16 protein-coding genes are annotated in these 20,840 nt (G+C 73.2%); 9 read left to right on the top strand and 7 right to left on the bottom strand.

Features of this window, described 5'->3' with window-relative positions:
- The 6 genes from OHL10_RS18495 to OHL10_RS18520 all read left to right on the top strand — a co-directional run.
- Positions 1-989: LamG domain-containing protein (locus OHL10_RS18495; RefSeq protein WP_322645596.1), on the top strand; the 989-nt coding region annotated here is incomplete at its 5' end.
- Between the two features lie 265 nt (positions 990-1,254).
- Complete coding sequence (locus OHL10_RS18500) at positions 1,255-1,857, top strand: 50S ribosomal protein L25/general stress protein Ctc (protein ID WP_265523728.1); 603 nt, start codon at positions 1,255-1,257, stop codon at positions 1,855-1,857.
- Between the two features lie 106 nt (positions 1,858-1,963).
- Positions 1,964-2,608: an aminoacyl-tRNA hydrolase gene (pth, locus tag OHL10_RS18505; RefSeq protein WP_265523729.1), complete on the top strand. Its 645-nt coding sequence runs from the start codon at positions 1,964-1,966 to the stop codon at positions 2,606-2,608.
- A 22-nt stretch (positions 2,609-2,630) separates the two neighbouring features.
- On the top strand, positions 2,631-3,794 hold the full coding sequence (locus OHL10_RS18510) for a glycosyltransferase (protein WP_265523730.1): 1,164 nt from the start codon (positions 2,631-2,633) through the stop codon (positions 3,792-3,794).
- A gap of 22 nt (positions 3,795-3,816) precedes the next feature.
- Positions 3,817-5,835 carry a hypothetical protein gene (locus OHL10_RS18515; protein WP_265523731.1) on the top strand — a complete coding sequence of 673 codons (2,019 nt, stop codon included), beginning with the start codon at positions 3,817-3,819 and terminating at the stop codon, positions 5,833-5,835.
- Positions 5,832-7,046 (top strand): glycosyltransferase, encoded by a 1,215-nt coding sequence (locus tag OHL10_RS18520; RefSeq protein ID WP_265523732.1) that lies wholly within the window; start codon positions 5,832-5,834, stop codon positions 7,044-7,046. Before OHL10_RS18515 ends, OHL10_RS18520 begins: the two co-directional genes overlap by 4 nt.
- Here the strand turns inward: OHL10_RS18520 and OHL10_RS18525 are convergent.
- From OHL10_RS18525 to OHL10_RS18540, 4 genes are read right to left on the bottom strand one after another with little or no spacing between them, the layout of a single operon-like run.
- Entirely contained in the window at positions 6,994-9,258 is a 2,265-nt protein-coding gene (locus OHL10_RS18525) for a glycosyltransferase family 4 protein (protein ID WP_265523733.1), read from the bottom strand. The genes OHL10_RS18520 and OHL10_RS18525 overlap by 53 nt on opposite strands.
- Positions 9,255-10,403, bottom strand: a complete 1,149-nt coding sequence (locus OHL10_RS18530) for a glycosyltransferase family 4 protein (protein WP_265523734.1) — start codon at positions 10,401-10,403, stop codon at positions 9,255-9,257. The genes OHL10_RS18525 and OHL10_RS18530 overlap by 4 nt, the downstream gene beginning before the upstream one ends.
- The gene (locus OHL10_RS18535; protein WP_265523735.1) at positions 10,400-11,716 is read right to left on the bottom strand and encodes an O-antigen ligase family protein; all 1,317 of its coding nucleotides are present in this window, start codon (positions 11,714-11,716) and stop codon (positions 10,400-10,402) included. Before OHL10_RS18535 ends, OHL10_RS18530 begins: the two co-directional genes overlap by 4 nt.
- A gap of 11 nt (positions 11,717-11,727) precedes the next feature.
- Positions 11,728-13,758: a glycosyltransferase gene (locus tag OHL10_RS18540; RefSeq protein ID WP_265523736.1), complete on the bottom strand. Its 2,031-nt coding sequence runs from the start codon at positions 13,756-13,758 to the stop codon at positions 11,728-11,730.
- 81 nt (positions 13,759-13,839) lie between these two features.
- On the opposite strand from OHL10_RS18540, the gene OHL10_RS18545 reads away from it, so the two are divergent.
- The gene (locus tag OHL10_RS18545) at positions 13,840-14,757 is read left to right on the top strand and encodes a glycosyltransferase family 2 protein (RefSeq protein WP_265523737.1); all 918 of its coding nucleotides are present in this window, start codon (positions 13,840-13,842) and stop codon (positions 14,755-14,757) included.
- Here the strand turns inward: OHL10_RS18545 and OHL10_RS18550 are convergent.
- Genes OHL10_RS18550 through OHL10_RS18560 form a run of 3 tightly spaced genes read right to left on the bottom strand, consistent with a single transcriptional unit; the run spans position 14,711 to position 19,679 of the window.
- Positions 14,711-16,444, bottom strand: coding sequence for a phosphotransferase (locus OHL10_RS18550; RefSeq protein WP_265523738.1), 1,734 nt, complete (start codon positions 16,442-16,444; stop codon positions 14,711-14,713). The genes OHL10_RS18545 and OHL10_RS18550 overlap by 47 nt on opposite strands.
- Positions 16,441-17,394 (bottom strand): glycosyltransferase family 2 protein, encoded by a 954-nt coding sequence (locus OHL10_RS18555; protein WP_265523739.1) that lies wholly within the window; start codon positions 17,392-17,394, stop codon positions 16,441-16,443. Before OHL10_RS18555 ends, OHL10_RS18550 begins: the two co-directional genes overlap by 4 nt.
- Positions 17,391-19,679 (bottom strand): hypothetical protein, encoded by a 2,289-nt coding sequence (locus OHL10_RS18560; protein ID WP_265523740.1) that lies wholly within the window; start codon positions 19,677-19,679, stop codon positions 17,391-17,393. The genes OHL10_RS18555 and OHL10_RS18560 overlap by 4 nt, the downstream gene beginning before the upstream one ends.
- A gap of 177 nt (positions 19,680-19,856) precedes the next feature.
- Between OHL10_RS18560 and OHL10_RS18565 the strand changes: the two genes are divergently transcribed.
- Both OHL10_RS18565 and OHL10_RS18570 read left to right on the top strand, forming a co-directional pair.
- Complete coding sequence (locus OHL10_RS18565) at positions 19,857-20,663, top strand: polysaccharide deacetylase family protein (protein ID WP_265523741.1); 807 nt, start codon at positions 19,857-19,859, stop codon at positions 20,661-20,663.
- Positions 20,660-20,840: glycosyltransferase family 2 protein (locus tag OHL10_RS18570; protein WP_265523742.1), on the top strand; the 181-nt coding region annotated here is incomplete at its 3' end. The genes OHL10_RS18565 and OHL10_RS18570, both read left to right, overlap by 4 nt.

The following is a 20,840-nucleotide window of genomic DNA, read 5'->3' on the forward strand; positions in this document are numbered from 1 at the left end:
TGGGCATCGGGGCGGAGTCGAACGGGACGCGTTCGCTCGACGGGTCTCTCGATGGTGTGCGGTTGTACGACCGGGCGTTGAGCGCGGCGCAGATCGGTGCGCTGCTCGACACCGAAGAACCCCCCGCCGAGCCTGAGCCCACTCCAGAGCCCACTCCAGAGCCGACGCCCACGCCCACGCCGACGCCGACGCCGGAGCCGACTCCTGAGCCGACGCCGACGCCGACTCCTGAGCCGACGCCGACGCCGACTCCTGAGCCGACGCCGACGCCGACTCCTGAGCCGACGCCGACGCCGACGCCGACGCCGACCCCGGAGCCGACGCCGGAGCCCACTCCTGAACCGACTCCGGAACCCTTGCCGGGCGCGCTGGGCGCCTGGTCCTTCGACGAGGGCACGGGCCAGGTCGCGGGAGACTCGGTGTCCGCTCTCCACGGCACGCTGCTCGGCGGTTCGACGTGGGTCACCGGGAAGTACGGGTCTGCGGTTCGCCTCAACGGCTCGTCCGGGTACGTGCGCGTACCGGATGCGGACGACCTCGACGTCACCACGTCGATGAGCGTCGCCGTGTGGGTGCGACCGGAGTCCACGCGGACGCAGTACGTCCTGAAGAAGGCGGCGCAGGGAGCCACCGACGGCTACGAGCTCGGTCTGTCCAGCGGTGGCACGCCGTTCCTCCGCTTCAACCATGCGTCGTCGGGCGACTCGTTCCGGGTCAACGCCACGTCGACGCATCCCAGCAACGGGCAGACGTGGATGCACCTGGCTGCCACCTACGACGGGACGACGATGCGGATCTACGTCGACGGGGTGCTGCAGGGCACGTCGGGTGGCCCGTCGGCGATCGGGACGAACTCGTTGCCGCTGGGGATCGGGGCGGAGTCGAACGGGACGCGTCCGTTCCACGGCGCGCTGGACGACGTCCGGCTGTACGACCGCGCGCTCACCGTGCAGGAGATCGCCGACATCCGCGCCGGGACCGCCCCCTGACCAGACGCGGGCGTTTCCGTTCGCGGCGGCCGGGCGGGTACAGTAGTCAGGTTGCCTCGGCGAGGGACGTCTGACGGCCGGTGAGTCACCGGAAGGTCAGCAAGGATCCGTTGGATCTCCGTAATCGACTGGGCGGTCGTCCTCGCGCGCCCGTCATGTGTCCCGCGCCGACGCAACCGCCCGTCCGCCCCGGTGCCTACCAGCCGGCCGGACAGCCGACTGCTCCCCACTGGCAGCCGGCCCGCAACGCTTCCCAGGAGTACACGTGTCCGAGATCAAGCTCGTCGCAGAGTCCCGTACGGAGTTCGGCAAGGGTGCCGCCCGCCGTATCCGCCGCAACAACCAGATCCCCGCCGTCCTGTACGGCCACGGCAGCGACCCGCTGCACGTCACCCTCCCGGGCCACGCCACGATGCTCGCGCTCAAGCACGCCAACGCGCTCTTCTCCATCGAGCTCGACGGCGACTCGCAGCTCGCGATCACCAAGGACGTCCAGCGCGACCCGGTCCGCAACGTCATCGAGCACGTCGACCTGCTCCTCGTGAAGAAGGGCGAGAAGGTCGACGTCGAGATCCCCGTGCACATCGTGGGCGAGTCCGCACCGGGCACCATCCACTTCGTCGAGCTCCAGACGCTGTCGATCCAGGCCGAGGCGACGCACCTGCCCGAGGCCATCGAGGTCTCGATCGAGGGCCTCGCGGCCGGCAGCCAGGTCCTCGCGGGCGAGGTCCCCCTGCCCAAGGGCTCCGTGCTGAACGGCGAGACCAGCCAGGTCATCGTCTCCGTCGCCGAGCCGCAGGCCGAGGCCGCGGACGAGGACGAGGCGGCCGCTCCCGCGCCCGCCGCCGCTGAGGGCGCCGAGTCCTGACCCCCCGGCGCGTTCGCGCGCCGACCAGCACGCGTCGAGGCGCCCGGTACCGTGACGGTACCGGGCGTTTCGTGCGCCGACGCCACGACCGAAGGACACCGGCACGATGCCCGATCACCGGCCCGACCAGAGCCCTGCCACCTCGACGTCCGCGAGCGACTCCCTGTGGCTCGTCGTCGGGCTGGGCAACCCGGGGCCGTCCTACGCCGGCAACCGGCACAACGTGGGGCACATGGCGCTCGACGCCCTCGCGACGCGGGCCGGTGCCCGGTTCAGCGCGCACAGGGCGCGCGCGGCCGTCGCCGAGGCGCGCATCGGCGTCCTGCCCGGCGGGCGCCCCGGCCCGCGTGTGATCCTCGCGAAGCCGGCGACCTACATGAACGTCTCGGGCGGTCCCGTCGCCGGGCTGTCGCAGTACTTCGGCGTGGAGCCGGGGAACGTGATCGTCGTGCACGACGAGGTCGACATCCCCTTCGGCACCGTCAAGCTCAAGTCCGGTGGCGGCGAGGGCGGGCACAACGGACTGCGGGACATCACCAAGGCGCTCGGGACACGGGACTACGTGCGGGTCCGGACCGGCGTCGGGCGCCCCCCGGGTCGCATGGACACGGCAGACTACGTGCTCAAGGACTTCTCCGGTGCGGAGCGCAAGGAGCTGCCGTTCCTGCTCGACGACGCGGCGGACGCGGTGGAGATGGTCCTCACCGACGGGCTCCTCGCGGCCCAGGGCAGGTTCCACACCAAGGCCTGAGACCAGGCAGGACGGGGCGACGATGACCGAGGGTGTAGCACTGGCGCACGACTACGCGACACAGCGTGGCGGGGCCGAGCGGGTCGCGCTCTGGCTCGCCGAGGCGTTCCCCGGCTCGCCGCTGTATACGACCCTGTATGACCCGGCGGGGACGTTCCCCGAGTTCGCCGCGCTCGACCTGCGGACCTCCCAGTTGGACCGCGTCGGTGTGCTGCGCCACCACCACCGCCTCGCGCTCCCGCTGCTCGCCCCGGCGGTCTCGTCCCAGCGCGTCGCCGCCGACGTCCTGCTCGCGAGCTCGACGGGGTGGGCGCACGGCTACCGGGGGGCGGACCGCACGGTCGTCTACTGCCACGCGCCGGCGCGATGGCTCTACCAGCGCGACCGGTACCTCGGCGGCACCCAGGGTGTCAGCGCCGCCGGGCGGGCGCGCCGGGCGGTCGCCGCCGCCGGTCTCGGACTCCTCTCACCGGCCCTGCGTCGGTGGGACGGCGCCGCCGCGCAGCGCGCGGACGTCTACCTCGCGAACTCGACGGTCACGCAGCGAGCCGTGCGCGACGCCTACGGCATCGAGGCCGAGGTGCTGCCGCCACCTCCGGCCATGCTGCCCGAGGGTGGAGAGCGCGCGGTGCCCGACGTCGAGCCCGGCTTCCTGCTCTGTGTCGCCCGGCTCCTGCCGTACAAGAACGTAGACGTGATCATCGAGGCCGTCCAGATGCTCGGGGACCGCCAGCTCGTCGTCGTCGGTGACGGGCCGGACCGTGCACGCCTCGAGGCGCTGGCTGCTGGACGAAGCGACCCTTCCCGGGCGAAATCGCGGGTGAAACTCCTGGGGCGTGTCGACGACGAGCAGCTCCGCTGGTTGTACCGCCACAGCGGGGCGCTGGTCGCGGCCTCGTACGAGGACTACGGGCTGTCTCCGCTGGAAGCGGGCGCTTTCGGGCGTCCGTCGATCGTCCTGCGTGACGGTGGCTACCTCGACACGGTCGTCGAGGGCGTCACCGGGACGTTCTTCGACGCTCCGCAGGCCGCTCTCGTGGCCGCCGCTGTCCAGGAGTCGGCGGCCAAAGCGTGGGATGATAACGCCCTGACGTCGCACGTCGAGAAGTTCGCGCTGCCGCGTTTCGTGGCACGGCTCCACGACGTGGTCGCCGAGCAGCGCGAGCGTTCGCGCGCCGGCGGCTGACGGGCGAGGGGAGAGGTGAAGGATGACGCTCAGGGAGTTCGTCCGGACGGTGTGGACGGGCAAGTACTACGTGCTCGCCGCCGTGCTCGTGGTGGTCGCGGCCGCCGTCTTCTACGTCGACCGCCAGGACACCGTCTACCGCGCCAGCGCCACCGTCGAGCTCATCAGCGTCCAGACCGCCCAGGGTGGGGACGAGCTCGTCGACGTCACGGTCTCGGCCAGTACCGACGACGTCAGGTCGGAACCTGTCGCCGAGGCGGCCGCCGAGGCCTTGGGCCACGAGGGTGAGCCCCGCGAGCTCCTGTCGCAGGTTTCCGCGTCCGCCGACGAGAGCGGCGCGACCATCGAGGTCTCCGCGGAGTCGCTCGACGAGGGTGACGCGGTCGAGGTGGCGAACGCCTTCGCGGCTGCGTACGTGACCCAGCTTGGTGTCCTCCAGAACCAGGAGATCGACTACCTCGAGTCCCGGCGCTCGGCGCTGGCCGACCAGCTCTCCGACGTCGCCCGACAGCTCCGGATCGACCCGGAGAACCCGTTGGCGCTCGCCGAGCAGGAGCTCATCGTCGCCGAGTACACCACGCTGACTGTCCAGCTCAACACGCTCCGGTCGATCGAGGAGCCCGCGATCGTCAGCGAACCGGCGGCTGGTGCGGAGGCGCTGGGGATGGCGCCGGCGACGGTCGTCGCGATCGCGATGCTCGCCGGGCTGGTCGCCGGGATCGGCCTCGCGTTCGCTCGTCGGGGACTCGACATCCGTGTGCGCAGCGCCGGCGACGCGGCGCGGGTCACCGGCACCCCGGTGCTCGCCGAGATCTACGGGGTGCGCCTCGCCGACAAGGACTTCCAGAGCACGCACGCGCTCCCTGTGACGAGCAAGGTCGCGACCCCGTTCACGGAGTCGATCCGTGAGCTGCGCACCGCGGTGCAGGTCGCCATGACCGACGCCCCGCACGCCGTCGTGGTGGTCACCGCCGCCGACCGGCACGGCTCCCGGGCGTTCGTCGCGGCGAACCTCGCGGCGTCGTTCGCCCTCAGCGGTCTGCGGACCGTCGCCGTCTCCGGCGACCTCCGGCAGCCGCAGCTCGACGACCTGCTGCCCCCGCCGCACGGCTGGGCCGGTCACAGCCATGCGCTGCGCCCGACCGACGTGCGCAACCTGTCCGTCTTCCCCGTGCCGGAGGAGGAGCTGGACCCTGCGGACTACCTGGCGACGGCCCGCGTGCGTGACCTCATCGGTAACCTGCGCCTGCAGTGCGACGTCACGGTGATCGACGCGCCCCCGGCCCTCGCCGCCGCCGACGCGACCATCCTCGGCCAGTACGCGACCGGTGTGGTCCTCGTCGCCGCGGCCGGTCAGACGGACCGCGCGGTGCTCATCGAGGCGGTCGAGCGCCTGCGGACCAACAACGTGCCGCTCTCGGGCATCGCGCTCGCCGGCGTCAAGGGCGACCGCCGGATGCTCTACGCGTCCACCTACGGGGAGGTCCTCGCAGCACCGCAGGACGAGCACAGCACGTCTCAGGAGCCGGGCGCGAGGGCGGAGGCGGCGCGTGCCTTGGTGGCCGACGGCGACGCCCAGGACAGCAAGGGGGGATCGGCTGCGCAGCTGCCGGTCGAGGAGAACGCCGCGGACTCCGATCCGGAATCCGCTGAACCGGAGAGGGTCGCCACGGAGTCGACGGGCTCCGACGACCGGGCGGCCGCTCAGGTCGCGACGCCCTCCTCGCAGCCGACGCGCGCCCAGGAGCCGTCGACGCACGCGCAGTCACGCCGTGCTGCGAGCGTCGGCGACCAGCCGCCGCCCGAGCCGCGGCCGCGCCCGAAGGCACCTGCCACCGGCTCGAACGGAAAGAGTCGCCAAGGCCCGTTGCTCTCGCCGAACTGGGGGAAGGTCACGACACCGCCAGAGCAGGCGCCGTCGCGCAACCCGGCGTCCGGTGAGACCGGTGACGCCGCAGGATCCGGCCCCGAGGACGACTCCGACGACGGTGATCGTCGGCCCGACGCCGAGGGTGCGGTCAAGCTTCCCTTCCGGTGGTGACCGCGAGCACGGGGCGGATGCGCGTCGTCGTCCTCGACCACACCGCCGAGGTCGGAGGTGCCGAGCTCGCTCTCGTGCGGCTGTGCGCCGCGATCGACGCCTCGCTCGACCCCACGATCGACGTGCGCGTCGTCCTCTTCGCCGACGGCCCGCTGCGGGAGCGTCTCGAGCACCTCGGGACGCGGGTCGAGGTGCTGCCGCTCGATCCGTCGGTCGCGCTCGTCGACCGTGAGACCGCCGGCCGGGCGTCGCTCGGCCAGCTGGCCCGAGCGGTGCGCCTCGTGCCCTTCACGTGGCGTCTGGCTCGCCGGCTGCGCGCGCTGCACCCCGACGTGGTGCACACCACGTCGTTGAAGGCGGACCTGCTCGGGATCGTCCCTGCGGCGCTCGCACGGCGTCCTCTGGTGTGGCACGTCCACGACCGGGTCAGCCCCGACTACCTGCCGGCGGTGCTCGCCCGGCTGGTGCGGGTCGCGGCGAGGCTGCCCGCGGCGGTGGTCGTGAACTCGCGGGCGACGGCCGCGACCCTGCCTGTCGCCTCGACGGTCGCCTACCCCGGCTTCGCTCCGGAGCAGGCGTCCAGCGAGAGCCGGGCCGTGGTCGGACCTGCAGGACGAGCCGCCGACCACGACCCGGTGGTCGGGATGGTCGGACGGATCAGTCCCACCAAGGGACAGCTCGAGCTCGTGCGTGCCGCAGCCGAGGTGCTCTTGCGCCACCCCCGGACGACGTTCCGCATCGCGGGTGACCCGCTGTTCGGCGCCGAGGACTACGCGATCCGGGTCCGTGCCGAGGCGGACCGGCTCGGGATCGCGGACCGGATCGAGTGGGTCGGCTTCCAGCAGGACGTGGCGGCCGAGCTCGATCGTCTCGACGTGTTCGTCCACGCGTCGCCGGTTCCCGAACCGTTCGGTCAGGTCGTCGTCGAGGCCATGGTGCGCGGTGTGCCCGTCGTCGCGACGCGCGCGGGCGGGGTGAGCGAGATCGTCGAGCCCGCCGACCGGTCCCTGGGCCTCCTCGTCGACCCCGGGGACGCGAAGGCGTTGGCGGGCGCGATCGTCGCGGTGCTCGACGACCCTGTCGGCGCAGGCCGGCGCGCGGACGAGGCACGCGCGGACGCCCTCGTGCGGTTTCCTGTCAGTCGCACGGTCGAGGTCGTTACGGACGTGTGGCGGCGCGTCGCCGCGCGCGCCCGACCACGTCGGCCATGACAGCCGCCTGACCGCGCCACGTGGGGATGTCGTCCGCCGTGCCGTCGGCCGCGTCCACCTCCGGGCCGGGAGCCGCGCCGTCGGCGCTCCGACGGACGGCGGTGAGCGCAGCCGCGGGGAAGTCGGCGGAACCCACGCTCACGACCCGGTCGTCGGTGCCCTCCCGGAACCCCGCGACCCGGGTGGCCACGACGGGGCGGCCGACGGCGCGGTACTCGTAGAGCTTGATGGGGTCCAGGCTGTCGGTGAACTCGTCGACGACGTGGGGCACGAGCAGCACGGCGGCGTGCTGGAGGTACGCCGGCACGAGGGTGTGGGCGCGGCGGCCGAGCCGGACCACGCCGGCCCGGCGCAGGGCGTCGAGCTGCCCGTCGTCGAGATCCACGACCGGGCCCACGAGCACGAGCGTCGCGTGCCCGGCCAGGTGCTCGGCGGTCGCGACCGTGAGGTCGACGTCGAACCGGTCCGGGTGGACCGTCCCGACGTAGAGCGCCACGGGCCCGTCCGGCAGGTCGTCCGGCCGTGGCGCGGGTGTGCGGTACCGCTCGACGTCCACCCCGTTCGTCACGAGGGTGACCTCGCGGTGCGCACCCTTCGAGCGGACGAGGTCGGGCGAGCAGACGACGACCTCGTCGGCCCGCGTGAGCAGCACGGACTCGTCCTTGGCGAGCCGGCGCTTCTCCTCGGTGCCCCGCTGCGCGGCGAGCCAGTCGTCGGTGACGTCGTACAGGGACGGCCACCGGGTTCGCTCCAGCAGGCGCGCCGCGGAGGGGTCGTTGATCCAGAGCACCGGCGCGCGGAACCCGCGGCGGTGCACCGCTCGCCGGACCTGGGCGGCGAGCCGGTCATCGGCGCGGCGGTCGATGCGCCGGGGGAGCACCTTGGTCGGCTGGTACAGCCAGACCTGGCCGGCCGCCACGCCCTCGACGGACCCCGTACCGGCCTCCAGCGGCCGTAGTCCTCGGCCGGGTCGCGGGACGGCCCGGCGGGACAGCTGGTGCAGCGGGTCCGCTGCGGGCTCGACGAACAGGACCCGCAGCCCCGGGTCGGCCCGTGCGAGCTCGGCGACGAGGTACTGGTTGCGGCGCCAGACGTCGTCCCACGCCTCGAGCGAGACGACGACCAGGTCCCGGGTGCTGCTCGCGCGCGCACCCGCCCGCGAGCCGCCGGGGTCGTGCGTCTCGCCGAGGACGCGCTCGTAGACGAGCGCCGTCGCCGCCGCCTGGGCCTGGGGGGTGAAGCGCTCGCGCTGGACGGCCCGCGCGGCCCGGGCGTAGGCGTCCCGGCGTCCCGGGGACGCGGCGAGCTCGGCCAGCTGCTTGCCGGCGACCTCCGGCTCGTACGGCGGGTAGAGCGCGAGGGGCTCGAGTCCGTCGAGCATCTCGTGGTGGCCACCGGCGCCCGCCGCGACGACGGGCAGCCCGCTCGCCATCGCCTCGAGCACCGTCAGCCCCAGACCTTCGACGGGGCACGGGGCGAGGAGGAGCGATGCGCTCGCCATGAGCTCCTCGACGTCGGTGCGCGTCCCGAGGAAGGTCACGGCGGTGGCGATCCCGAGCTCGGCCGTGAGCCGCTCGAGCTCAGCGCGCCGGGCCCCGTCGCCCGCGACGTGGAGCTGCCAGCCCTGTGCGGACAGGTTCGAGGCGGCGAACGCCCGCAGCCCGAGGTCGGTGCGCTTCTCCGCCTCGAGGCGTTGGACCATCAGCACGACGGGCTTCCGTCCGGCCGCGTCGGCGCCGTCCGGGCGGTCCTCCACGCCCGGGCGCACGACGACGCTGGGGCCGTCCACGTGACGGGCGACGTGCTCACTGATCGCGATCTGGGCGCGCACCCGGTGCCGCCCCACGGCGGCCTTCAGGGCGCCGGCGCGGCCGCTTCCACGCGTGCTCGCGAAGTGTCTCGTGGTCACGACCGGCGGGAGGTCTCGACCGATGGACCCGGCGAACGTGGCGGCGACCTCGGCGGCCGTCATGTGCGTGTGCAGCACGGCCGCGCCGGGGGCGTGAGACCGCAGTGCCCGCACGACGTCGAGGGTCGTGCGCGCGGGGACGTGGGTCACGCGCGGGTCGGCGAGGGTCGCGCGCATGGCCGCCGGGTCGCCGCCGACGACGACCACCTGGTCGCCGCGCGCGGCCTGGGCGCGCGCGAGGCGCGCCACGTGACGCTCGACCCCGGCGAACCCGTCCGACCGGATGGCGTGCAGGATCCTCACGTGGGCCCACCGCCCAGGCGGCCGGTGGTCCGCACCAGCGAACGGGCGAGGTCGAGGTACTGCGCGGCGACCTGGTCCCAGTCGTGCTGCTCGGCCCGGGTGCGCGCCGCGCGGGACATCGCCTCCCGTGCGGCAGGTCCGGCCTCGGCGACGGCCCGCAGACCCCGCTGCACGTCGCTCACGGTCCGTTCGACGAGGTAGCCGGTGACGCCGTCGTCGATCGCCTCGGGGGCGTAGCCGACCGCCGTCGCGACCACGGGCACGCCGCAGGCGAGGGCCTCCAGCACGACGAGCGCGTTCGCCTCGTAGGCGCTGGGCAGGGCGAGCGCGTCCGCGGCGTGCAGCCACGGCAGGGGGTCGTCGACCTGCCCGGCGAGGTGCACACGGTCCGCGAGACCGAGCCGCTCGATCTGGCGACCGAGGGTCGTCAGCATGTCCGCGGTGCCCCCGACGACGGTCACGACGACGTCGGGGAGGTCGGCGACGGCGTCGAGCACGAGGGGGAGCCCCTTGCGGTCGAACTCGTGGCCGATGAACAGGACGTTCGTGACGTCGTCGGGCAGCGTGGCCAGCGTGCGGGCGGCGTCGCGTTCTGCCGGCGTCGGGGGCCGGTACCGGGTGGTGTCCACCCCGTTGCCGATGACCACGGAGCGTGCCCTGAGACGCGGGTAGGTCCGTGCTAGCGCCGTGCGCTCGGCCTCGGTGAGGTTGACGACCACACGATGGGTCCGTCCCCGGTACCGCAGGGCGTCCCGGGCCGCGGTGAACAGGTGCAGCGGGTTGCGCAGCATCCGCCACGCGTACCCGCCGCGCGCCGCCATGGCCACGCGCAGGTTGCCGTGATTGACGTAGACGTCACCGGCGAGGACGTCGTTGTGGCAGATCGTCACCGTCCCCGGGCTGCGCCGGATCCTGCGGCGGGCGAGGACGGTGCCGGCGGTCGAGAACCACACGACGCGCACGGCCAGCGCCAGTCGTCCCCGCAGGCCCGGGCCGGGGTGGGGGAGCCGGTCACCCCCCGCGTCCGCCAGGGTGAACCGGTCGACAGGTACCCCGGCGCGCGTGAACGCGGCCTCGAGGTGGTGGGCCACGCCCCCCACGCCGCTGCCGGGTGCGATCTCCGGCGCGATCTGCAGGATCCTCATCGAACCGTCATCTCCTCGACCGAGCGCAGGTCCTCCAGCGGCAGGGCGGACCCCGTGCGTTCTCGTGCGGCCCGGCGGGACTCAGCGTACGACTCGGCGCCCAGGCAGACCCCGACGATCACGAACGGCACCGTCACCTGGACCGACACCCAGAAGAGGTCGAACTGGCCCTGGACGAACCGCATCATCAGCATGGAGAACGCGAGCGTGCCGAAGCGTGGGTTGATGCGCCACAGCACGACCATCCCGCCGAGGAAGAGCGCGAGGAAGCCCACGAGTCCCACGATGCCGGCCGACGTCAGGACCTCGAGCTCGACGTTCGGTGGTTGGAAGACGAACTCGGTGACACCCGCCGTCCACCAGCGCAGCCCCATGCCGAACCACGGGTTGCGCTGCCAGACGTCGATCGAGTCCTCATACCAGGTGAGGCGCTGGTTGGCGGAGTTGAACTCGTTGTCGGACGAGAGCTGCTCCTGGACGGCGAGCACGACGAAGTAGATGGCCGGGACCGCGGCGAGGAGGATGAGCTTGGACCGCTTGCGGTCGGGGTCGCCGCGCAGCGTGATGAGCATGATGCCGATCGCCAGCCCGATGAGCGCCTGTCGGGCCTGGGCGGCGAGGACTCCCAGCGAGCAGAGCCAGAACGCGCCCAGCGCGAACCACCGCGGCCACCCCACCCACCACGGACGGGCGTACGCGACGAGCGCGGCGAACGCGAGCACGCAGCCGATGAAGTTCTTGTGCATCGCGATCGGTGAGTCGATGTACACCGGCCCGGTGTTCCCGTCGGCGAGCTGCTCGAGCGCGGTCACGCACGTCAGCAGGGCGATGGCGAGGCAGGGGACGAGGAAGAGCGTCAGGCCCAGTCGGGCCCTCCCGGCGCGCCCGACGGCCCAGCCGACCACGAGCGCACCGGCGACCGACAACCAGGCGTGGAACCACTCGACGATGTTGGCCGTGAACGGGTTGACGATCACCGTGAACAGCGTCGCGACCTGGTAGAGCGCCGAGAGCCACAGCAGCGAGCGCATCGGCGCGGAGTACGGCCGCGGCGCGAAGAAGAGCGCGAACCAGAACGCGCCGAAGAGCGCGAAGTCGGACAAGGAGAGGTCGACGCCGCCGCCGCCGACCCGCTCGACGACCACGAGCGCCGGCATGGCGAGGATGGGCAGGGCGACCGGCTCGTACGCCGTGAGGCCGACGACGAGGACGAGCAGGGCGAGCGTGACCGCGACGACCGCGTACTCCGGGACGAGGATCCCGATCCCGGCGAGGAGCACGGCGAGGGCCAGGGTCCCGATGACCCAGGTCATCGACCGGACGATCACAGCGAGGCCTCTGCCCGCACGGGTCCCTTCAGGTACAGCCGCAGGCGCCGGCGCGCGCTGTCGCGCGCGTCGCCCCGCAGCACGAGCGTGCGTGCCGCGGCGCCGAGCACGGCGCCGACGCGGGCCAGCCGCCACCCCGTGGTCCCATGGTGCTTGCGCAGGTATCGCTCCTGCGAGGCGTGGAAGTGGGTCTCCCGGCGCGTGGGGTCGGTGCTGGTCGCCCCGCCGAGGTGCAGGGCGCTGGCGTCCTCCACGACGCGGTGGTGCCACCGGAGCCTGCTCGCGCGGTAGGCCCAGTCCGTCTCCTCGGCGTACAGGAAGAACCGTTCGTCGAAGGGCCCGACCTCGTCGATCGCCCGGGCGTTCAGCAGCAGCACCGAGCCGATGACGAACGAGCTCGACGGCGGGGTGCGGCGCCGCGAGGCGAGGCCCACCGCCTCGATCCACGTCGCCGCGGGCGACGGGTACGGCCACACGACGCGAGCCGGGGTCCCGTCGCCGTCGACCTGGACCGGGCCGACGCTCGCGGTCCGCGGCTGCGCGTGCAGCCCGCGCTGGAGCGTGGCGACGTCCTCGGGCGTCACGACGGCGTCCGGGTTGAGCAGCAGCACGTCCGCACCGGGAGCCTGCCGGTGGGCGAGGGCGTGGTTCACCCCGGCCGCGAAGCCGCCGTTGCGGCCCGGGTCGAGGTAGAGCGCGCCGGCGCTCTCGCTGATCTCCCGGATCTCCGGCAGCGAGGAGTTGTCGACGACCGTCAGGGGGAACCTGCCCTGGAGAGGGGCGAGAGCATCACGGACCAGGTCCGGTGAGCCGTAGGCGACGAGGACGACCTCGGGCGGCTCCGGGACGCCCGCGACCGCGCGGCCGCCGGTGTCGGTGCTTGTCGCGCGGCCGGTGGTCGTCGCACTGCCGGTGACGGACTCGTAGAGCGCGAGGTACCGGCGCGCGACCTCGTCCCACGCGCACGACCGCGCCCGCTCGAGCCCGGCCGCGCGCAGCTTCTCGGCGAGCCCGGTCTCGGTCGCCACGCGCGCGAGCGCGTCGCGGAGCGCGGCGGCGTCGCCGGGGGGCACGAGCAGACCGGCACCGCCGACGACGTCGGGCAGCGCACCCGAGTCGCTCGCCACCACCGGGACGCCGCACGCCATGGCCTCGACGGCGACGCGGCCGAACTGCTCGACCCACCCGGGGGTCTCCAGCGAGGGGACCGCTAGTACGTCGAGCGAGCGGTAGAACTCCGGCAGCGAGGTGTCGGGGAGCGGGCCGAGGAAGGTCGCACGCTCACCGAGCGGTGCGGCGAGCTCCCGCAGCTCGGCCTCCTGGGGCCCGGCGCCGGCCAGGCGCAGCCGGAAGCGCGCGTCGTCGGCCACCGCACGCAGCAGGACGTCCACGCCCTTGTGCGGCGCCAGGCGGCCCGCGTAGCCCACGGTGACCGGGCCGTCGTCGGGCACGAGCGCACGATCGCTCGGGGCAGGTCCGGGCGAGAACGTCTCGAGATCGACGCCGAGCGGCACCACCTCGACCGGGCCGCGCGCGCCCTTGTCCCGGACGATCCGCCCGGCGGCCTCGTTGCAGACCGACACGGCTCCGGCGTGCCGCAGCGCGCGGGCCTCGAGCCAGCGGAACGGCCAGGGGTACCGCTTGGCGATGTTCTGCGCCGAGTACAGGACGTAGGGGGCGGGTGCCGCGTCGCGCGAGCCGAGGAGTGCGCGCAGGCGGCGGAGCACGAGGATCTCGGCCGTGGCGAGCGCGAACGGCTCCTCGTGGAGGTCGATGACGTCCCAGCGCTCGCCGAGCGCGCGCCACAGCGGCCGGGGGTCGTAGACGAACAGCGCCGGGTGGTTGCCGAGCGTCCGCACGCCGCGGACCGGTTCTCCGGGGCGCGGGACGAGCGGCACGGGCGCCCCGCCCTCGTCCCAGGTGCGTGCCGTGAGCAGCCGGACGTCGACGCCGGCGGCACGCAGCTCACGCTCGCGCTCGCGCCACGCGTCGACCACGGCGCTGTGCGAGACGCGAAGGACCTTCATGTGGGAGATTGTCCCCCACCGCCCGCACGATCCCGAGGGAATCGCCGGATTTCACCCCGCTGCCCGGACGACGAGGAGACCATGGCCGAGGAGCCCGCCACGCCGCTCGTGAGCGTGGTCGTCGCGACGAACCGAGGAGGGCCGTACCTCCACGAGGCCCTCGCGTCCGTCGCCGCGCAGACGTACGCGAGGATCGAGGTGCTCGTCGTCGACGACGGGTCACCGGACCCGGCGGCGCTGCGCGAGATCACGGACCGGTTCCCCGGCGTGCAGGTACTGCGGATCGAACCCTCCGGTGTGTCGGCGGCGCGGAACCTCGGGGTCACTCGCACCCATGGCGCGCTGCTCGCCTTCCTCGACGACGACGACCGCTGGCACCCGGAGCGCGTCGCGCGCCACGTCGAGCGCATGGCGGCCCAGCCGTCCGCGGTGGTCAGCTACTGCGCGATGCGGACCATCGACTCGACCGGTCGTGAGCTCGTGGCGGCCGACCAGCGCGCCGCGCCCGAGCAGGTCGACGTCGTCCGTGGACCGGGGGTCATGCTGCCCAACCTGGTGATCCGCCGGGACGTCTACGACGAGATCGGTGGGTTCGACCCCGCCTACCGCCAGGGCGAGGACCTCGACCTCGTGCTGCGGGCCGCTGCCCTCGGACCGTTCGCGTTCGTCGACGACGTGCTGGTCGACTACCGCCACCACGCGACCAACACCACCCGCTCCCACCGCGACCTCGCGACGAGCATCCGCACGATCGTGGGGAGGCACCGGGACGCGGCCCGGACCGCGGGGAAGGGCGCGCTGGTCACCGCCTACGACGAGCGGCTGCGCGCCAACGACCGGTTCGCTGCCTGGAGCGCCGTGCGGGCCGCCCGGCAGCACCTGCGCGATCGCCGGCTCGGACGCGCGCTCGCCGAGATCGGCTGGGCGGTGCGGTTCGCACCTGACGTCCCCGTCAGCTGGGCACGTGCCCGGACCGGTCGCCACGCCAGGTCGAGATAGCGGCCACGGCATCTCGCAGAGGAGGCAGCGTCCAGGGCTTGTACCGGCGCCGAGGGAGGCTGTAGGACACCACACGGTCGAGCAGCACGACGCTCACCATCTGGAACGCGTCCAGCTCTCCGCGCAGATCCGCCGCCCGCCCGACGAGGGGGCCGTCGAGCTCGCCGGAGGCGATCGCGAGCAACGCCTCACCGAGCGTTCCGCCGGACGCGCGTGCCAGCTGGACCGCGGCATAGGCCGGGTCGAGGAACAGCGGGTTGTACGGCTCGAAGCGGTTCCAGTCGACGAGCAGGGGCTGTCCGCTGCGCGGCACCAGGAGGTTGTCGGGGTGCAGGTCACCGTGCGTCGCGCCGACGGGGACGACGACGTCCCCCAGGTCCTGCAGGACGCGCTCCCGCAGGGCGGACGCACCGATCTCGTCGCAGTCCCGCAGCGCCCGCGGCGATCGGAGGCGGGTCCACAGCGCGGTCGAGTGCAGCGGCGCAAGAGTGGTGGAGTCCTGCGCGTCGAGGATGTCGACGAGGAGGTGCTCCGCCCGGTCGAGGTCCACCTCCGTGGCCCTGACGACGGGATAGCGGGCGACACGGACGGGGCCGACGTCGTCGAGCCGGACTCCCTCCAGCGTGAACGGCGCGAACGTCGTCGAGCGGGCGGCCGTCGTGTTCGCGACCTCCTGCGCCAGCGCCTCGTGCTGGTCCACCGACAACGGGATCTTCACGAAACGGCTGCCGGCAACGGCGACCCGGGCGTCGGACAGCGCGTCGACCGGCGCCCGGGGCGAGCCCGCAGCGAGCTCGGCGACCGACAGACGCGGTGCGCCGCCATCGGTCCGGTGCGCGACCACGACACGATCGGGCGCCAGCAGACCCGCGCCACCCAGCGTCCGCAGCGTGGTCGACAGGACGCGCTTCAGCCCGGACCGCTGATCGCCCGCGGCGAGCGCACCCGCCAGGCGCTCGGCCGGGACGAGCTGGTCCCAGGAGTCGCGGTCGGGGACCGCGACGTGCACACTCGCCTGGGCGACGCGTGCGTGCGCCAGGAGCCGCCGGGTCGACGAACCACGTACCCTGCCGGGAGAGCCGCGCCGTGCCGCGTCGATCGCCCGGCGGCCGGCGTGCCGGGTGTCCACGACGACCACGGCTTGACGGTCCAGGACCCGCCCCACCTCGGTCAGGACCCGGGTCGCGCCGGACGGTCCCAGCTCCGAGCGCACGGCGTCGACGTCGAGCCAGACCAGGTCGAAGGTCGCACCGTCCCACGGCAGGGGCGCACGCAGGTCGAGATGGGCCAGGCCGCCCGAGGTGGGGTGCATCAGCTGTTGGAAGCGCAGCCTGTCGTAGACCCAGTCCGCGCGGGTCACATCGGCGCCCAGGAGCTCGAGAGCCGGGGCGAGCGTGTGGCGTCCCGAACCGAGCACCAGTGCACGCCCCGTCGGAGGAGGCACGAGCACCGCCGCCCCGCCCGACGCGGGGTGCAGCAGGCTCCGCACCAGCTCCGTCGACCAGCCCGACGTCTCGTCGGTCATCGCGTCGACCACCTCGACGGCGCTGGTGGCGCGCCGGACGGTCTGCCGCACGACCGTCGGTACATCGGACCAGACCGGGTCGACCGCGGAGAGGCGACGGATCCCGACCTCGTCGGCGTCGTCGGTGCCGCGCGCGCCCTGCGAGCCCGACCGAGCGGTCATCGCTGCCGGCGCAGCGCACCCCGACGGGCGCGCACGGAGAGCTCGAGGACGCCCGCATAGCTGCGGGCCGCGGCGTACCGCAGTTTTGCGCCGGGCGTCTCGGGCCAGGCCTGCTGCCAGATGCGGAGCCAGATCGTGAAGGTCTGCTTGGTGTTGTGCCAGCTGTCCCGCGCGAAGTCTGCCGTCACCGGATTCTGCGTCAGGTCGACGAGACCGTGGGAGATCCGGAGCGTCTTGTGGGTCAGGTCTCGCCATGACGGGCGCGAGGGGTGGTCGACGACCGCGTCACCGGCGAAGTCCAGCCGGCCACCGGCCACCTGGAGCCGCCGGCCCCACTCGAGGTCACCGCCCGAGGCGAGACCGGCGTTGAAGTCTCCGACGCGTCGAAAGGTGGCGCTCGTCACGAGGAGGTTGGCGGTCGCGGCGAAGTGCGTCACCGTGACGAACCGCTGCTGGTCGAAGCCCTCGACGGTCTCGTACAGCTCCGGGCCCGTCGTCGGGGTCGAGCCGCGCCGGAAGAGGATGTTGATCTCGCCTCCGACCGCGTCGGGACCGTCCGCTGCCGTCAGAGCAGCGACGCCTCGTGTGAGCCAGTCGGGCCGGGGGATGCAGTCTCCGTCGGTGAACGCCAGGATCTCTCCCGTGGCGTGCCGGACCGCTGTGTTGCGCGCCGAGTAGGAGCCTCGCTGCGGTTCCTCGACCTTGCGGAACCGGGCGTCGTCGGGAAACGCGGGGCGCAGGTCGATCGTCGAGGCGTTGTCGGAGACGACGACCTCGAACCGGTCCGCGGGGTAGTCCTGCGCGGTGAGCGCTGCCAGACAGGTCCGCAGGCGCGCCACGTCGTTGTAGACCGGGACGACGACGGTCACGGTCGGCACATCGTCCGGTGGTGTGCCGGACGGCGTGCCCGGTCGGGCGTCGGGCGTCGCCGCCTCGTCGTCGGTCGTCATCGTGCTCCTCGTCCGTCTGTCGACCCGGCACGTTGCCGAGCCCACGTCGTGTAGGCCGACGTGGCGAGCCATCTCGCGTGCCGCGCGGCAGCGCGCGACCTGCGGACGAGGCGCCTGGGCGGAGCACCGGGGAGCACCGTCAGGCTCCGCAGCCGGAAGCCTGCGCGGTGCAGGTGCTGCATGGCGAGCGACCCCTCCGTGAGCACCTCTCGCGGCAGCCCGGTGGCGGCGTACCAGCGTGACGTGTAGCTCATGTCCCCGACGGGAACGTCCCCGGTGAAGCCCGGCCAGGGGCCGACGAAGTTCGCGCTGCGGGCGAACGGCGGGGGATCACCCTCGTAGCGGTGCAGGAACTCGAAGTCGACGATCTTGAGGCCTCGCTGGTGGTCGAGGACGAAGTTGGTCGGCTTCGCGTCGACGAGGTCGTAACCGAGACCGTGCAGCTCCCGGAGCACGGCGACCATCGATCGCACCACGGCCAGGGGCAGGAGCCTTCCCGTGTGCTGGCCGAGCGAGTCCTCGTAGAACGGGCACTCGAACCAGTCAGGACCGGCATCGACGAGCGGGGGAACGGCGTCGACCCGACCGGCCAGGTCGCGCAGGGCGGCGACCTCACGCTCGAGGAACCGGCCGAACGGTGGGGCGAACGTCTTGCGTACGAGCAGCCCGCGGGCACCGGCGACGACGTCGACCCGAGCGCGTCGACCCCGGCTCAGGTTCTTGATCGTGCCGTCGGGTGCGCGGTGCTGCGCCACGCGCCGCGCCGCTTCGGTCCGCACCCGGTCGATGTCCCCGGGGGCGACGACCTCCAGGTACTCCCACGCCTCGGCCGGACTGTCGGACGAGTGCAGGGGATTGAAGTGCTCGGCCTCCGGTACCCGCTCCTCGACGAGCTGCCGGATCGCCGACTTCGCCTCGTAGGTCTCGGAGCTCGTCAGGTGGGGATAGCGCTCGCGGAGCCACTCGTAGGGCGGCAGGGGCGAGTAGTGCAGGGCCACGACCAGGCGCACGGGCGGGCCGCCGCTCTGGGGGAACGGGCCGCGTCCCCAGTTGCCGCCGCGCAGCGCCTGCGCCGCGCGTGCGCGCGCGTCGTCGTCGAGGTCGTGGGAGGTGATCACGTCGAAGCCGAAGTGCTCCAGGAGGGTGTCGACCTCCTGCGGGTCGAGCGCCGACAGGGTCGCCTCGCGCACGAGGAAGACGGCGAGCTCGGCGCCGTCGAGGTCGACCGTCCGCTCGACGCCCAGGAGTCCTGCCGCCCAGGGGTTGGCGGACGCGAGCCGACGCAGCGCGTCGGTCGGTGGCCGCCAGCCGTTGTCGGCGAGGTAGGCGTCCAGGTCCTCGAACACCTCCGGGACCGTGCGACTGTTCGCCGCGGCGAGGTCCTGCAGGACGGCGCGGTAGTCGTGCTCCGGGTCGGGGACTGCGCTCCCGAGGCCGCGGGACGGCAGTCCGGACCGCTCACCCTTGTGATAGACGGCGTGGTACGCGAGAGAGTGCAGATGGTCGTCGGGCGCGGGGACCAGGAACCCGGACGGGTGCACGACGGCGCGGTCGAGGATCTGCTCGGCCAGGTGCGGTGGGTAGTAGGCCGCGCCCTGGTAGTCCGATGCCGACAGCCCCGAGACGCTGTACAGGTCGAGCGGCATGGTGCCGGGCTCCGACTCGACGAGCGTCCGCAGGGAGGCGACGTCCGCGTCCGCGACGAGGACGTCCAGGTCCTCGCCCGGCTCGATCCGCGGCAGGGCCTCGAACCAGCGCAGGATCGCGTAGCGCAGGCCGGCTTCCTTCAGGCGCAGCGCGAGCCCGCTGGCACCCCACAGGGGGGAGAAGTACGTCCGTGGCGCCGGGCCGTGCGGCTCCGGCAGCCGGTACAGGTCGAAGGCCGTCCCCGCCCACTGCACGCGTGTGCGCTGCAGGAGCCGCCCGGCGCGCCGTCCGACGAGGGCCGCGACGCGTGTCTCGACCCCGCCGATCCCCACCGGGCGCTCGACGGCGAGATAGCGCAGGTGGCCGAGGTCGCGGACCGACCACAGGACGCGCGAGTGGTTCGCGCGGAGGATCAGCAGGTCGGTGCTGCACCGGTCGGCGACGGTTCCGGTGGGGAGCGGGTGCAGGCGGGCACCTCCGTCGTCCGACGCTCGTCGTGCCTGGTCCAGCAGCGCCGGCGGTACCAGCCCGAGGTACCGTTCGAGGCCCTGCTCCCGCAGGTGGTCCGCGACCGCGTCGTCGGGCGCGCCGAGGTCGAGGACCCGTGTCCCCGAAGGCAGCGTCGGCAGCAGCTCCACACGCAAACTGTAGGTCAGAGGGAGACTGTCACCGGGTGTTCGGGGGGATTTCACCCGTGCTGGACGGGGCCACGGAATACTCCGCACGCTCACGCCCGGACGTGCGCGACTATGCTCGCCGTGTCCGGACGAGAGGGGAGCGCACGTGCTGATCCGTGGCGTCGTCAGGGGAACCGTGTGAGCCCGGCGCCGTGGCCCGTGCTCGTCCGCCGAGGTGCGATCGATCGGCGCCCTCGGCCCGTCGGCGGCGACTTCGCCGATCAGGCGGTGCCGCGGTTCCCGGTCCCGCCTGCACTCGCGCGTGAGTTCGGGGTGTACTGCGCGGACACCTCCGAGAGAGTGGTCGCCCTCACCTACGACGACGGCCCGCACCCCGAGCACACCCCTCGACTTCTCGACGTCCTTGCTGCGACCGGAGCGACCGCGACGTTCTTCGTCCTCGGGCAGCAGGTCGAGAAGCACCCTGACGTGGTCCGCCGGATCGTTGCCGACGGCCACGAGATCGGCTTGCACGGCCAGGACCATCGTTCTCTGCTCAGCGTCTCCGACCGGGAGGCGTCGGCGCTGATCCGCGGAGCGAAGGCTCGGGTCGAGTCCGTTGTGCAGACGCCGTTGCGGCTCTACCGCCCTCCCTACGGCGTCCACACCAGCGGCCAGGCGCGTGCGGTCCGCCGGATGGGGCTGGACCTCGTGATCTGGTCGGGTGACGCTCACGACTGGCTGCACGACGCGGAGTCGGCCATCGCGGACCGGGTCGTCGCAGAGACGTTCCCCGGGGGGATCCTCCTCCTGCACGACCACCGAGCAGACCCCGAGACCCTCCGCGCGGGCGAGGAGCTTCCGCGCTTCGACCGTGCAGCGGTCCTCGACGCCGTGCTCGCGCGTCTGAGCGACGACGGGTACCGCACGACGACGGTCGGCCGGTTGCTGCGCGATCACCGTCCGGTCCGTAGCCGTTCCCGGCAACGACGGTCACGGCAGTGACGGGTCGGGGCGCTCCCGAGCTGAGCGTGGTGATCGCGGCGTTCGACGCGGAGGCCACGCTCGGCGAGCAGCTCTCTGCGCTGGCCGTCCAGGTGGCGGACCTGGACGCCGACGTCGAGGTCCTGGTCTGCGACAACGGGTCGCGCGACGGCACGGTCGAGCTCGTGCGCCGGCTCC

Source organism: Oerskovia flava (genome assembly GCF_026163685.1).
Classification (GTDB): Bacteria; Actinomycetota; Actinomycetes; order Actinomycetales; family Cellulomonadaceae; genus Oerskovia_A; species Oerskovia_A flava.